14 protein-coding genes are annotated in these 14,251 nt (G+C 39.0%); 12 read left to right on the top strand and 2 right to left on the bottom strand.

The window, feature by feature from the left end; all coding sequences use genetic code 11:
- The first annotated feature begins 3 nt into the window (after positions 1 to 3).
- From ACIQAA_RS17150 to ACIQAA_RS17100, 11 genes are all read left to right on the top strand, one after another.
- A complete protein-coding gene (locus ACIQAA_RS17150) occupies positions 4 to 1,407 on the top strand; it encodes a UbiD family decarboxylase (RefSeq protein ID WP_402621713.1) in 1,404 nt (467 codons plus the stop codon).
- On the top strand, positions 1,376 to 2,962 hold the full coding sequence (locus ACIQAA_RS17145) for an HAL/PAL/TAL family ammonia-lyase (protein ID WP_402621712.1): 1,587 nt from the start codon (positions 1,376 to 1,378) through the stop codon (positions 2,960 to 2,962). The genes ACIQAA_RS17150 and ACIQAA_RS17145 overlap by 32 nt, the downstream gene beginning before the upstream one ends.
- A 101-nt stretch (positions 2,963 to 3,063) precedes the next feature.
- Positions 3,064 to 3,804 (top strand): SDR family NAD(P)-dependent oxidoreductase, encoded by a 741-nt coding sequence (locus ACIQAA_RS17140; RefSeq protein ID WP_402621710.1) that lies wholly within the window; start codon positions 3,064 to 3,066, stop codon positions 3,802 to 3,804.
- 40 nt (positions 3,805 to 3,844) lie between these two features.
- Positions 3,845 to 4,564 (top strand): cyclase family protein, encoded by a 720-nt coding sequence (locus ACIQAA_RS17135; RefSeq protein ID WP_402621708.1) that lies wholly within the window; start codon positions 3,845 to 3,847, stop codon positions 4,562 to 4,564.
- A gap of 81 nt (positions 4,565 to 4,645) precedes the next feature.
- Positions 4,646 to 5,227, top strand: a complete 582-nt coding sequence (locus tag ACIQAA_RS17130) for a UbiX family flavin prenyltransferase (protein ID WP_402621706.1) — start codon at positions 4,646 to 4,648, stop codon at positions 5,225 to 5,227.
- Positions 5,228 to 5,332: 105 nt separating this feature from the next.
- Positions 5,333 to 6,331: a YeiH family protein gene (locus tag ACIQAA_RS17125; RefSeq protein ID WP_402621989.1), complete on the top strand. Its 999-nt coding sequence runs from the start codon at positions 5,333 to 5,335 to the stop codon at positions 6,329 to 6,331.
- Between the two features lie 23 nt (positions 6,332 to 6,354).
- Positions 6,355 to 7,752 (top strand): dihydroorotase, encoded by a 1,398-nt coding sequence (locus ACIQAA_RS17120; protein ID WP_402621704.1) that lies wholly within the window; start codon positions 6,355 to 6,357, stop codon positions 7,750 to 7,752.
- Between the two features lie 29 nt (positions 7,753 to 7,781).
- Positions 7,782 to 9,044 (top strand): Zn-dependent hydrolase, encoded by a 1,263-nt coding sequence (locus ACIQAA_RS17115; protein ID WP_402621702.1) that lies wholly within the window; start codon positions 7,782 to 7,784, stop codon positions 9,042 to 9,044.
- A gap of 61 nt (positions 9,045 to 9,105) precedes the next feature.
- Positions 9,106 to 10,404, top strand: coding sequence for an MFS transporter (locus ACIQAA_RS17110; RefSeq protein WP_402621700.1), 1,299 nt, complete (start codon positions 9,106 to 9,108; stop codon positions 10,402 to 10,404).
- A 439-nt stretch (positions 10,405 to 10,843) separates the two neighbouring features.
- Complete coding sequence (locus ACIQAA_RS17105; protein ID WP_402621699.1) at positions 10,844 to 11,320, top strand: GNAT family N-acetyltransferase; 477 nt, start codon at positions 10,844 to 10,846, stop codon at positions 11,318 to 11,320.
- 55 nt (positions 11,321 to 11,375) lie between these two features.
- On the top strand, positions 11,376 to 11,891 hold the full coding sequence (locus ACIQAA_RS17100) for a PucR family transcriptional regulator ligand-binding domain-containing protein (protein WP_402621697.1): 516 nt from the start codon (positions 11,376 to 11,378) through the stop codon (positions 11,889 to 11,891).
- A 200-nt stretch (positions 11,892 to 12,091) separates the two neighbouring features.
- On the opposite strand, the gene ACIQAA_RS17095 is transcribed toward ACIQAA_RS17100, so the two are convergent.
- Together ACIQAA_RS17095 and ACIQAA_RS17090 are read right to left on the bottom strand one after the other, a co-directional pair.
- A complete protein-coding gene (locus ACIQAA_RS17095) occupies positions 12,092 to 12,616 on the bottom strand; it encodes a phosphatidylglycerophosphatase A family protein (RefSeq protein WP_402621695.1) in 525 nt (174 codons plus the stop codon).
- A gap of 113 nt (positions 12,617 to 12,729) precedes the next feature.
- The gene (locus ACIQAA_RS17090) at positions 12,730 to 12,909 is read right to left on the bottom strand and encodes a PTS sugar transporter subunit IIA (RefSeq protein WP_402621693.1); all 180 of its coding nucleotides are present in this window, start codon (positions 12,907 to 12,909) and stop codon (positions 12,730 to 12,732) included.
- A gap of 410 nt (positions 12,910 to 13,319) precedes the next feature.
- Between ACIQAA_RS17090 and ACIQAA_RS17085 the strand changes: the two genes are divergently transcribed.
- Entirely contained in the window at positions 13,320 to 13,583 is a 264-nt protein-coding gene (locus tag ACIQAA_RS17085) for a phytanoyl-CoA dioxygenase family protein (RefSeq protein WP_402621691.1), read from the top strand.
- Positions 13,584 to 14,251 lie beyond the last annotated feature (668 nt).

The raw sequence follows: 14,251 nt of genomic DNA, 5'->3' as shown, positions 1-14,251 counted from the left end.
CAGATGTCCAAAAAGAAACAAGATATGAGATTTGCGCTGGATATTTTGGAAAGGGAAGCCAGAATTACAAGAGTACGGGGAGAGGTTGACCCAAAATTTGAACTACCTGCGGTGTTGGCACAAAGCCCCAACAGATCAGCAGTGATTTTTGAAAAAGTAAAAGGTTATTCTGTTCCTGTGGTAGGTAATTTGGTTGATCGAGAGAATTTTGCCCTTACATGTGGAATTGAATCGACTATAGAGGCATCACTTCAGTTTATTGACCATGGAATAACAAATCCAATCAAACCCGAATTGATAAAAAATGCTCCTTGTAGGGAAATCGTTATTACAGAGAATGTCGATGTGATGAAAACGATCCCTGTTACGACATTTTTTCAAAAGGAATCTGGCCCATATATCATGTCCGCAATTGTCGTAGCAAAGGACCCGGAAACTGGTAATCGAAATGTATCCATGAACCGATTACTGATCCTTGGCCCGGATCGATTGATGATCGGCATGTCTCCGAGTCATCATCTCCATCGCCTGTTGGAGAAGGCAACTGTATTGGGAAAAACTTTAGAGGTTTCTATTGCTATTGGTAATCATCCGGCTGTTTTGGTTGCAGCCAATGCATATGTGGATCTGGGATTTGATGAATTTTATATTGCCGGGGGTATGTTCGGTGAGCCACTAGAATTGTCTCCCGGTATAACAGTTGATGTGGAAGTTCCTGCCGGAGCCGAGTTTGTGATTGAAGCCGAATTCATACCAGGAGAATTACATGAAGAAGGGTTTGTATCGGAATTTCACGGGATGTATGTAGACTATGGGAAAAGTCCCGTTCTTCAGGTGAAGGGAATCACGCATCGTAAAGATCCTATTTTTCAAATCATTTTGCCTGGCAGGTACCATGAGCATTTCATTATAGGAGCGATGGCGATTGAAACAACAACTTTGCGCCATATCCGAGCAGCCGTTCCAAGGGTGAAAACTGCTTATATTACTGAAGGCGGAATGGGCCGCAGCCATTTGGTTACTTCACTATCCGATCCTCGACCGGGTGAAGGTCAAAAAGCGATTTTTGCTGCATTTGCTCATTGTAACTTGATCAAGCATGTTACGGTTGTTGATGAAGATATCAAAGTGGATGATCCTGTTGATGTCGAATGGGCGATTGCTGCTAGAATGCGAGCCGAACGGGATATCATGATAATACCTGGTGTACGAACGGACCGGGCAGATGCATTGGTTAAGGAAGGAACAGTATCAAAGGTAGGAATTATTGCATTACGTGAACCTACTGCATTACCAAAAGCCGAGATTCCACATGAGATAATGGAAAAAGTGAAAAGTGAGTGGGGACGTTATAAGGTACAAGTGGGGGATAAAAATGTTAACAGAAGCTTTTCCTACATCAAATGAACCGGTGTTACTCACCGGAGAAACACTGACCTTGGCTGAAGTGAACAGGGTGGCATTTAATCGTACCAAGGTCGCAATTGATCAAAAGGCAATGGAACGTGTGATCATGGATCGTAGATTAGTAGAGAAGCTTGCAACGCTAGATATACCTATTTACGGAGTGACCACAGGGGTGGGGGCAAATCGTACAGTGAAGATCCAATCCGATGACATCAATCATTTTCAAAGTAGGATTTTGTTGAGCCATTGCATTGGTATTGGTCCCTATCTTCCTGAGGAAGTAGTTAGGGCAGTAATGGTATCGAGAGCAAATGCTTTGGCAAAAGGCGGGAGTGGAGTTCAGCCAGAGATTCTTGAGTTGTACGTCAATCTGCTAAATTTTGAAATTCATCCTTTGACACCTTCAAGGGGTTCTGTTGGAATGGCAGATCTGGGGCCCATGGCAGAAATGGGCTTGGTCTTTATCGGGCAAGGAGAAGTAATGTATAAAGGGGAGCAGATAGCATCATCTCAAGCTTTGAAGTTAGCAGGGTTAAAGCCTATCACATTAGGTCCCAAAGACGGGTTGATCCTTTGTAGTCATAATTCTTTGACGATTGGACATGGCTCTCTTGTATTACAGCGTTGTGCCGCCTTGCTGGATCAAGTTGACCTCTCATATGCTCTTTCATTGGAAGGTTTCAGGGGCAACATCATGCCCCTCGATAGCACAGCAAATTTCTACCGACCTCATCCAGGTCAAATAGAATCGACCACTGATCTGCTGAAGTATTTGCAAGGCAGTTTCTTATGGGAAGTGGGAACGCAGCGAGCTGTACAAGACCCGTTAAGTTTTCGCTGCGCAGTACAGGTTCATGGGGCTTGCCGCGATGTCTTCCATTTTGTTGAGAAGGGGCTGGATATTGAATTGAATAGCATGAGTGATAATCCACTTTTATTACAGGATGAAGAAAAATTCATTTCCCATGGTCATTTTCACATTCAAACTATAGCCATGCGTTTTGATTTTCTAGGTATCCAACTTTCTTCATTGGCCAACCAAATACAGAACCGAATTCAGCGGCTTATGACCCCTGAGTTCAGCCAGTTGACAAAATTTTTAACGGTTCAGGAAGGGGTATCTAATGGGTTTAGCACATTACAAAAAACTTATACGGTTTTAGCAGCTGAGATTCGTCATCTTGCAAATCCGGGTTCTCTCGATGCTCTGCCAGTTGCCAACAGCATGGAAGATCAAGCTACTATGGCACCGTTTGTCATTCAGAAGACGGAACGGATCCTTGATAATTTGGAGTATATGATAGGGATTGAATTTATGGTAGCTGCACAAGCAGTCGATCTCCTTGGTCATCCACAGTTGGGAAAAGGAACTGAAATGGTATACCAATGTTTACGAAAATCAATTCCAAAACTTGAAGAAGATCGAATTCTTAAGGACGATATTGAAACCGCCAAGAAGTTGGTGGCTAGTGGTGAATTACTTAAAGCAGTTAGAAACGTTTTCGAAAGTACTCCTAATTCGGTTAGAGATGTTGACCAAATCACTAAGCGGTAACTTAAAATTTTTTTTGATAAATATTGAGACACTATTCCCAAAATATAAGAATTCCGTTAGGAATCTATTAAAATATGATAATTAAACAGGAGGTATAGGCCATGAGGTTGAAAGGTAAGGTTGCAATTATTACTGGAGGTACAAAGGGTATAGGTAAAGCTACCGTAGAACTTTTCATTGAAGAAGGGTCACACGTAGTAATCGGTGATGTGGATGATAATGGTGCCGAATTGGCTAAAGAGTTATCGACTCCAGAAACTCAATGCACTTTTATTCGAACAGATGTGACCAATGAAGAGGATATTAAGCACTTAGTGGACGAAACCGTAAAACAATACGGAAAACTAGATATCTTGTTCGCAAATGCAGGGATCGGCGAAGCAACGATGATTGAGCAAATGAGTTATCAAGACTGGCAAAGAGTAATTAATGTAAACATGAATTCCGTTTTCTTAAGCAATAAATATGCAATAGAAAAGATGCTTGAAACAGGAGGTGGGTCAATTATTAATAATGGGTCCGTACTAAGTTTTGTTGGTCAGGCATCTGTAATGGCTAATGCAGCGGCCAAGGGTGGTGTCGCCAATTTAACAAGGACATTGGGTGTTAACTACGCTTCAAAAGGGATTCGAGTCAATTCAGTGTGCCCTGGCTATACCTTATCTCCAATCATTACTTCTAAACCTCAAGTTTTCATTGATGGGCTTATAAAAAATCATCCGATTGGTAGATTAGCAGACCCGATAGAAATCGCAAAGGCTGTATTGTTCTTGGCTAGTGATGATGCATCCTTTGTGGTAGGAAGTAATCTTATCGTGGATGGCGGTTATACAGCGCAATAAGGATTTATTATAAAAATATAAAAATGGAGGATACTTTTTTATGAGAATTATCGATCTAACATTAACCATTGATCCAGAAACCAAATATCCTGGTTTTCCTAGAAGCAAAGTTTATGGTAAGCCGGAATCAGTGAACCAAATTACAAAAGTTGCTTCTGTAGAAGAAAATAAAGTATCTTCGCATGACGTATTGTTGTCAACCCAACATTTTACTCATTATGATGCACCATCTCATTATATTATCGGAGGATTAAATAACGATGAAGTTCCTCTAGACTGGTTAGTTGGAGAAGCTGTTGTATTTGATATGATGCACAAAAAAGCCGGGGAAATAGTAACTGCCGCTGACCTTGAAGCTACCGGAGTGCAAATGAAAAAGGGTGATATTGTGATCATCCGAACCGGGTGGACAGATAAGATGTTTGGCACTTTTGAATTCTGGGATCAAATGATCTATTTATCGACGGATGCGGCGGAATGGCTGATGGAACGAGGAATTAAGTCGTTAGTTCAGGATTTCATGACCTGTGATTCTCCACTGCACCCACCAGCTGGACGCGAATGGGGAACACCAAATTGGAGTCCTAATCATCTTACTTTCTTAGGGAATAATGTTTGTTTAATTGAGTGGTGCACCAATTTGGGTGAAATTAAAGAAGAAAGAGTATTTCTTGCATGTGCTCCAATCAAACTTAAAGGAACTGAAGGGGCTCCATGTCGAGTATTTGCAGTCGAAGGCTTGATTAATAATAACTATTAACTTAGTGAATCTCAGGAAGGAATTCTTGAGATTCGCAATCTATTTTAATAATTCACAGCGAAAAGCAGGGGAGGAAATTTGATGAAAATAGTGGTCGGCATATCAGGTGCGAGCGGTGCAATTTACGGAATAAGAACTTTAGAGATACTGAGACATTTAGGTATAGAAAGCCATGTAGTGATCAGCGATGCAGCGAAGCAAACTATCCAACATGAGACCCCTTATCAGATAAAAGATATTCTTGATTTAGTTACCCATTCTTACGATCAAAAAGATATTGGTGCTGCCATTTCAAGTGGTTCTTTTAAAGTAGATGGAATGATCGTCGCTCCATGTTCCATTAAAACTTTATCAGCGATTGCTAACAGTTATAATGACGAACTTATCACTCGAGCAGCAGATGTCCAGCTAAAGGAAAGAAGAAAGCTTGTTCTTCTAGTCAGGGAAACGCCATTAAATCTTAGTCATTTGAATCATATGACTTTAATCACTCAAATGGGCGGGGTGATCCTTCCTCCTGTGCCTTCTTTCTATCACTTACCGAAATCAGTTGATGATATTGTTAACCATACTGTTGGTAAAGCACTCGATCAATTTGGAGTGGATGCTCATCTTTTTGATAGGTGGAAGGGATTGGAGCAGTCGTATACGCTCAAAGTTTAGGGATAAGCAATCTTATTTCTATTAGGAAGGAATAGTAAAATGGGTTTAGCGAAAAAAGCAATGAACTCTTCTAAAATAATGAATTCTCTTCCACTGCAGCTTGAGATGGAGTCTTCCTTAAAACGGGGATATCTACGAGGGATCTGTTTAACTCTTATTTTAGCAATTTTAGCCAGGAGTTTGGTACAAATACCCTATTTTTCTATACTGGGTGCCATGGTTATCTCTATCCTATTAGGAATAACTTGGAGAGGAATCATGGGGATACCACAAGATGCAGACATTGGTATCACATTTTCAAGCAAATTTTTACTCCGATTTGGAATTATAATAATGGGATTACGGTTAAATCTCTCGGATATAGCAGCAATCGGGTGGAAAGTACTCCTGATTAATGCCATTCTAATTACATTTACGATAGTTGTTATAACTCTATTGGGAAAATGGTTCAAGATGGAATCACATATATCAGTCCTGACTGCAGTCGGTACCGCAGTTTGTGGAGCTGCGGCAATTTTAGCAGTTGCTCCGTTAATTCAATCGAAAAAAGAGCATACAGCAATTGCTGTCGCCACAATAGCCATTATGGGAACAGTTGGTACAATTATCTACACCATGTTATATCCTATTCTTCCCATAGATTCATATTTTTACGGTTTATGGTCTGGCTCAACGTTACACGAATTAGCCCATGTCCTTGCAGCTGCACAGGTTGGCGGTGAAGAGAGCAGCGAAATTGGAATAATAGTAAAACTTGGAAGAGTGGCCATGCTTGTCCCAGTAGCTCTCACCCTTGGATATATTTATGGTAATAAAGAAAAAAAGGAAAATAATAGCGGTTGGAGTAGATTACCCATTCCATGGTTTATAATTGGGTTTTTGTTGATGAGCGTGATTAATACTTTAGGGCTGGTTTCACAAGGGATAATCCAATGGACAATGGTTCTCAGTGTATTTTTGCTTTCAATGGCAATGGCAGGTTTAGGTCTAGGCGTAGATATTAAATCTATGAAAAAATATGGTGGAAAGTCTTTAATGATTTGCTTGATAGGTTCAGTGGCCTTATCGTTATTAGGCCCATTGTTATTAAAAATATCGGAATAATCTAAAAACAAAGGAGCCTGAATATGCAGAACGAGCAAAACAATTATGATGTAGTGATTAAAGGGAATGTTGTACTACCAACTGAGGTTTTGTATGATGCCAGCCTAGCAGTTAAAGACGGCAAAATAGTGGGTATTTTTAAGGAAGATATCAAAGTGAGAGGGAAAGAAAATATTGATGCCCACGGTCACTATGTGCTTCCAGGTGCGATTGATGCCCATGTTCATTGTTATAGCTCTTTAGATGAGGGGTTTACGACAGCAAGTCGATCTGCAGCAGCAGGCGGAGTCACGACGATTATTGAAATGCCTTATGATGCAACCGGTATGGTTTGTACGGAAGAATTATTTTTACAAAAAAAAGAGCGGCTAGACAAAGAAACCATAGTTGATATGGCAATGCTGGCTACTATTCAAAAGAAAAAAGGGTTAGATCAGATACCTTTAATGGCAAAAGCGGGTGCATGCGGATTTAAGGTTTCTATGTTTAACACAGATTCATTCCGCTTCCCACGGATTGATGATGGGGAGCTATACGAAGCTTTTCATAAATTCGCTGAAACAGGATGTCCAGTCGGTGTTCATGCTGAAACAGATGAAATTGTTCAAAAGTTTATTGAAAAATATCGGGAAGAAGGTGATGATCCGAGGTCCCACTGCTGGAGCAGACCAAAAATTAGTGAATCAACAGCTGCCTTGAAAGTAATGGAAATGGCCCATTGGTCTGGAGTAAAACTGCACATTTATCATTGTACTTTCCCTCACATTTTTGAATTGGTAAATTATTATCGGTCTAAAGGAACACGAGTAACTGCTGAAACCTGTACCCATTATCTAGCTTTTGATGAGAATGATATGCTTTCACTTAAAGCGAAAGGGAAAATTAATCCTCCTTTGCGTTCTCGAAATGATAGGGAAGAGTTGTGGAAACAAATGTCGCTAGGTATGATTGATATCGTTACATCTGACCATGCCCCCTGGTTAATTGAAAGAAAAACTCATCCTAACATTTTTGATAATGCTTCTGGCACTCCTGGTGTTGAAACCTTATTACCTTACTTATACAGCGAAGGTGTTGCAAAAGGTAGAATTACGATCCTGCAACTAGCCAAGCTGTTAAGTGAAAAGCCAGCTTCGATATTTGGTTTAGACTATTGTAAGGGAACTATCGAAAAAGGTAAGGATGCCGATTTCGTCATTATCGATCCTAAAGCCAATTGGATTATAGATGAAAAAAATCTGCATTCTAGTGCAAGGTGGAGCCCGTATCATGGAATGAAAATGCAGGGTCGTATAACACATACACTGGTTCGCGGAAACGTGGTTTATAACGGAATGGTAGTTGGTCAACCGGGAGAAGGGAAATTTGTTCCGGCTAAACATAGAGTTCTTGAGTCAAAATGTGAAAATTTATTGGTCTAGGATTAAAAACATTGAGAGGAGTATTTAGTATGAAGACGTATACAATAACACCGAACATTGAAAGAATTCAGGCGGATATTGAGAAACTTGCAACATTCGTAGATCCGGAAAAACCGGGGTGGACTAGAAGGCCATTTACTCCTTGGTATTTCCAAGGAAGGGAGTGGCTGAAAAATCAAATGCTTGCCATTGGAATGGAAGTGGAAGTCGACTCAGCATCAAATCTAATTGGAAGAATTCAAGGAACCAATCCTCAACTTCCTCCAATTATAATTGGCTCTCATACGGATACTGTTACCGGAGGAGGTAGATTCGACGGGATCATAGGAGTAATTGGAGGATTAGAGATTGCTAGAATGCTGAAGGAATTGGGTATAACCCTAAGACATTCTCTTGAAATTGTGGATTTTACGGCTGAAGAACCGAGCGAATTTGGAATTTCAACAATCGGCAGCCGGGGCATGGTAGATAATTTATCCGAAGAGATGCTAATAAGAAGGGACCCTTCGGGATTAGCATTAAGAGAAGGAATCCTGATGGCAGGTGGCAAACCCGACGAGATTAATAGCTATGCAAGAAGGCGAGGTGATGTTGCTTTATACTTGGAGATGCATATAGAGCAAGGTCCAGTTTTAGAACAAACAAAGAATAAGTTAGGTGTAGTAACGGGGATTGTTGGTATTCATCGCTACCGCGTTATTGTTGATGGGAAGCCCAACCATGCTGGAACAACTCCTATGAATATGCGCTTTGATGCATTCACTGGGGCAGCCCAAATCGCACTGGAACTGGAGTCCTTATGTCAGAAAGAATATAGGGAACCAATTGTTGGAACGGTGGGGAAGCTTAATGTAGAACCGAACGCATCCAATGTCATCCCTGGGAAAGTCATTTTTGATTTAGAAGTACGATCGTTAGATACTGCTATTCTAGAACAAATTATAAAAGAATTTAAGAAAAAGTCTACTAATATTGCTGATTATAGGGGATTAACCGTTCATTTTGACTGCCTGTCTAAATCAGAACCCATCCTTGTTGCTCCCGAAATCCAAAACGTTCTTGAAGCGGCTTGTAAAGAAACAGGCAGTACCATTTTAATGCCGAGTGGTGCAGGACACGATGCAAACCAATTAGCGAAAATTACTCCAATTGGAATGATTTTTGTTCCGAGCAAAGATGGAAGGAGTCATTGCCCAGAGGAATGGACTTCTTATAACGATGTTGCTTTAGGCATAGAAGCAATTGCAAGGGCTCTCTTATCATTTGATCAATTAAATGAATTGGTTGTATAAAGTCGGGATTTACTCTTGGTCTATATAAACCTACTCTAATAATAAAGGAGGATATAAATATATGAAAAGTTCGGTGAAACTATCTTCCAACACGCAGGAAGAGTTAGCGATTCAAACAATTTGGAGTCGGTATCAATGGTTTATTGTAATCTCACTTTTTTTAGCAATGGTAATTGCCTATTTGGATAGAATTAATTTCTCCATTGTAATGCCAGTTCTAATAAAAGAATACAATTTAAATCCTTCAACTGGAGGGATACTTCTCTCAATATTTAATTGGTCATTGGCTTTTTTCTATCTATTCACAGGACCTCTTATTGATCGATTCCATTCAAGTAGAATGTTACCGGTGGGAGTAGGTTTATGGTCTACAGCAACGATTTTAACAGGGCTTACTAGTAGTATTCCTTTCTTAGGAGTTATGCGTGGATTATTGGGAGCAGGAGAAGCAACACTTATTCCATCCGCATCAAAAATAATTTCTGAAGTTTTCAAAAAAGAAGATCGTGGAAAAGTAGTCGGATTATATTTTTCTGGTACAAAAGTTGGGGTAACACTAGGGGCTCCTTTGGCATCAATGATTTTGGTTGCTTTCGGCTGGCAAGCAGTTTTCTATATTACAGGTGCTATTAGCTTTTTATGGTTAATTCTGTGGCTTCCATTTTACCGAAAAAACAAGGAAGTTATTCCTCCAGAGGTACCTGAAGAGGAAGAAAAACAAACCCCAATTAGCTGGTTTTCCTTACTAAAGAATCGATCAGTTTGGGCATTGATATTAGGACAAGCTGGATATCTTTATGTTTACTTTGTGTTCATCACTTGGGTACCAAGCTATCTAGTTCTTGAACTAAAGATGGGTTTCTTAAAAACAGGATTTCTTTCTATGGTTCCTTTTCTATTGGCGGTTGTTATGGGGATTTCTTCCGGTTGGGCAGCAGATTGGTGGATTAGGAATGGAGGTAATTTATCGTTCGTAAGAAAGACCTTCATAGGTTGTGGATTTGCTTTATCGACAATTTTTATTATCATCTCTGCATACTCACCATCTGCTAATCTAACAGTCTTGTTTCTTATACTTTCAATGGGAGCACTTGGTATAACATCACCAAATATTAATGCACTTCCAATGGATATTGCCTCACGACGTGTCGTTTCATCGGTATCGTCACTCCAGAATTTTGGAGGAAACATCGGTGGCGCGTTTGCACCTGCTCTCACTGGAATCCTATATGCTTGGAGCGGTAGTTTTCAATCTTCCTTAATTCTAACAGGTGTGATTGCAATGGTTCTGGGAATTGGTTCCCATATTTTTTTACTAGGTAAGATTGATAAAAGTGTTGGTATTAATCTAAATAGTTGAGAATAATAAGAGGTTGCTTGAATTTTCTAAAAACTTTATTTGTATTCCTAAATATACCAAGTTTTTAGTATAGTCAGTGACATCTTCGACGGAAAACTGAAAATCTATTATATCCCGATATCTATTGCAATGTGCTCATTTTATTACTAGATTTTTTAGTACTGCACTGCTTTCACCGCTATTACTGTGTGAGGTTATTTAATTTACGGGGTTGCGAAACTAGGTTGAATTCACTGAATACGATGTGAGAAGGAGGATTATGTATCTCTAAAAAGTGGTGCCCTTTGTATCCAATCTGCCCTGTTCCTGTTATAGGGAGCAGGTTTTTTATCTTTTTTAGAAAAGTTAAAATCAATATTTTTAAGTATATTAAAGGTTATAAGATCAAGAAAAGAATATTATCTTAATGCAATTCTATTATAAGGATAGGTGAAAAGGTATGAATAATATTGTAACAGCAAAAGTGGAAGATTCAGCGGAAATTCTTTCTTTGCAAAAATTGGCCTATGTTAGTCAAGCAGAATTAGCTGGCGATTATTCGATCCAACCTTTGACACAAACATTGGCTGAGTTAGAAAAAGAGTTTGAAAATAATTTAATTTTAATATATATGCATGATGGCAATATTATTGGCTCTGTAAGGGGATATGAAAGAGATGGAACCTGCCATATTAGTAAATTAATGGTCCATCCAGAATTTCAAAATAGAGGCATTGGCAAGGAATTGATGAGAAAAATAGAAAGTATGTTTATTGACGTTCGATTTGAATTGTTCACGGGAAGTCAAAGTACAAAAAATATTTCCTTTTATGAAAAATTAGGGTATAGGGGATATAAAAAAGGAAAGTTAGACAGAGAAGAAACGGTTTTTATTTTTATGGAAAAATCTGCTCTTCACCATAAATCCAAAATATAGTTAACCAACGAATAGAATAGTGATAAGAGGTCTAACATTGGGGGGGGATTTAATCTTGTTACTTGTCCGGGAATTTAAAAAATTGGAGTATTTTTCAAATGTTGCTAATCTTGTAGCAGGAGAAAAAGGGCTTAACAATCAAATTAGCAATATCACAGATATGGAAGCTCCAGATTTCCCCAATTGGGTTAGCGGGGGTGAATTTGTTCTTAGCACATTTTTTTCTATAAAAGATGATCTGGATGTTCAAGTCAAGATTATTAGACAGTTAACAACGAAAGGAATTGGCGCCTTAGGGATTAAAGTAAATCGGTATATTGAAACGATCCATCCAACAGTACTTCAAGAAGCAGATAAACTTTCCCTTCCCGTATTTTCTATTTCTAGAGAGGCTAAATTTCGAGACTTAATGAAGGATATATCAGCTGAATTAATTCATCGTCAAAATGAATCTCATAGAGAAACGGGAATATTTCAGGATAAAATCATGACGCTTTCATTTAAAGTGTATTCCTTGAAACATTATGCCAAGAAATTGAAAATCATGTTGGAGTTAGTAAAGGTAAAGTAGAGGGAGCAGAGGATGAATATATTATGATTTTTGCTCCGTTAGAGGATTGCCAAGACTGCATTTTTGAAGTTGGAAATAATATTAAAATACCATTTACGAAGTAGTATCGAGCCTCCTTGATCGTTTAGTACATAATTATATTCAACGTATAATTAGCCTCCGACATTTCCTAGCAGGAGGCTCATTCGTTAGTGCTATATTTATTGATTTTTCTCAGTTCTCTCAAGTCTTGCTCGGTAGCGATGAGCCAAGCGACTCGATGCTGCCGCTGCAATAGCCCCTACTAAATCGTCCAAAAAACAATTTACCTTTCCAGTCGATTTATCATTCAAAAGACTTAGTACTCCTTCTTTAAGCTTATCTATGTAGCCGTAATTCGTAAAGCCGATGCTTCCGTACAAATTCAAAATCGATAATGCTAACGTTTCATCTACTCCATACAGGCTTTCATCAGTTTTGAGCATTTGCTGCAATGGAAATGACAATCCTTCCTTTTCAGTCAGCATATCAAGCTCAATTCCTGTTAGCAATGCATTTTGAACTTCTCTTTTTTTGAGTACATGTTCAATACTTTCAATACACATCTCCATTGTAAGATCTGGAATATACGGCTTTTGCAAAAACATGGTAAGCTTAGCAATATCATTAATTTTCACACCTCTGTTATTTAGCGCCTCTAAAGCATGTGCCTCTACAACAGAACTACGTATAAACGAATATTCCATTCTATACCTCCTTAAGACATAGTTTTATAACTCTGTCTTATTATCATTCTGATGTAAGACTTTATACGTTGCTTAGCCAAAACAGTGCCTCAAGAGGAAAGTAAAAAGGGAGTTTAGATTTCCCAGGTCTTCAAAGGTGATTTTAAAGTCACGACCGCAAAAGTCGCTTCTTTGACAGTTGAGGATTTGCCATGGGGAATGGCTAACCCACCTTCAAACCCTGTCGGGGAAAGCTTCCCTCTGTCCATAACGGCCTTATAAAATTGTTCTTCTGTATCTAATTTTTTAAGCACCTGTTGGCTTTCAATATTCACATTGTCACAATTACGATACGAAGGAATTCCGTGCGTGCGATAGTGAAAGACTCTCCGATGACATCGAGGATTTAGTAGGAACAGGTCGCTGGATCGACCCTTGCATACCCAATCGTTGGGGATGGTGGCCTGTTAATTTTTCAGAAGGTTCCCATCTGGAATGGGACGTTCCAACTGTGATGGATGGATTTGGGATGGGATCCATTTTAAACATCGCGTAGATAGTCCTGATCAAGGTCTGCTTTGTTTATGTATTTTTTCGGATATTGGTCCCCTGGGTGGCGGGACATTAGTGGCAGAGGGCTCACATAAAGTGATAGCCCGATACTTAGCTGTGCAGCAAAATGGTGTCACTCTCGAGGATGGAATCCAAGCGGTGAATAGAGCTCATGAATGGTTTGGGCATGCTTACAGGTCAAGAAGGGACATCTTCTTTAATCAAGGATACGAACCGAATTGATTATTTTATGAATGAAACCGTTAAGGTTGATGGGGCAAACCTTAGAGTAGTAGAAACGACTGCAGAAGCAGGAGATGTCTTCCTTTGTCATCCTTTTCTCTATCATGCATCCTCTCAAAATCATTCAGGAATTCCTCGTTTTATGTGCAATCGGACAACTCCGTTAGGGGAGAGATTAAACTTAAGAAGATAAATGATAAAGACTATTCACCTCTGGAATTTAGTATACGAAAGGCCTTGTAAACTCAGGAAAAAGCCCGATTATGTGGTATCCTATCCATTAAATCGGGCTATTTTTCCGTATTTGAAGTCTTTTACCCTATTATACTAAAGTAACACTACTCAGCCGTATATCGAAAACGGAATTTCGGATGGTACTTTTCCACCAGATAAACTGTTGCCTTCTGAGAGAACCTTTGATACTTAAAAATGACCTAAAATAACACATTTCCTCTAACTTCAAAACTTCTTGTTGTGTGATTCTAACATAAGTACTTTTCGATTAATAAGAAATTTCCGGGTTACCTAATGTGTTTTGAGATATTTCATGAGATTAAGGGGGAAGTCTTTGATACTGTAGATTTTATGAAACGAAAATCTAAAGATATAAGGTATACTTAATACAAGTGGATTAGACATTAATACTAGTGATTAAATTTAGAAAATACTAGTGACCTTTCTTAATAAAACTGATTTGAACTTAATTTGGTGAGGATTAAACTGTACTAGGCGTTCAGGAAGATAATCAAAAAAGGACGTCCAGTCTTCAAAACTGCTTGAGACCTGCGTGCCAGGTCTGGTGAGTTCGATTCTCAAGCAGCCCTGCCAACCTTGATATATAAGGATTTTTGAGCTTTTTTT

It is taken from the genome of Neobacillus sp. NPDC093182, assembly GCF_044754045.1.
This window is presented reverse-complemented; position numbering and strand designations above follow the sequence as displayed.

Bases quoted from the DNA above. Each gene is read 5' to 3' on its own strand.
- ACIQAA_RS17150 (WP_402621713.1), top strand. From the start codon at position 4: ATGTCCAAAAAGAAACAAGATATGAGATTTGCGCTGGATATTTTGGAA.
- ACIQAA_RS17145 (WP_402621712.1), top strand. From the start codon at position 1,376: ATGTTAACAGAAGCTTTTCCTACATCAAATGAACCGGTGTTACTCACC.
- ACIQAA_RS17140 (WP_402621710.1), top strand. From the start codon at position 3,064: ATGAGGTTGAAAGGTAAGGTTGCAATTATTACTGGAGGTACAAAGGGT.
- ACIQAA_RS17135 (WP_402621708.1), top strand. From the start codon at position 3,845: ATGAGAATTATCGATCTAACATTAACCATTGATCCAGAAACCAAATAT.
- ACIQAA_RS17130 (WP_402621706.1), top strand. From the start codon at position 4,646: ATGAAAATAGTGGTCGGCATATCAGGTGCGAGCGGTGCAATTTACGGA.
- ACIQAA_RS17125 (WP_402621989.1), top strand. From the start codon at position 5,333: ATGGAGTCTTCCTTAAAACGGGGATATCTACGAGGGATCTGTTTAACT.
- ACIQAA_RS17120 (WP_402621704.1), top strand. From the start codon at position 6,355: ATGCAGAACGAGCAAAACAATTATGATGTAGTGATTAAAGGGAATGTT.
- ACIQAA_RS17115 (WP_402621702.1), top strand. From the start codon at position 7,782: ATGAAGACGTATACAATAACACCGAACATTGAAAGAATTCAGGCGGAT.
- ACIQAA_RS17110 (WP_402621700.1), top strand. From the start codon at position 9,106: ATGAAAAGTTCGGTGAAACTATCTTCCAACACGCAGGAAGAGTTAGCG.
- ACIQAA_RS17105 (WP_402621699.1), top strand. From the start codon at position 10,844: ATGAATAATATTGTAACAGCAAAAGTGGAAGATTCAGCGGAAATTCTT.
- ACIQAA_RS17095 (WP_402621695.1), bottom strand. From the start codon at position 12,616: ATGGAATATTCGTTTATACGTAGTTCTGTTGTAGAGGCACATGCTTTA.
- ACIQAA_RS17085 (WP_402621691.1), top strand. From the start codon at position 13,320: ATGAATGGTTTGGGCATGCTTACAGGTCAAGAAGGGACATCTTCTTTA.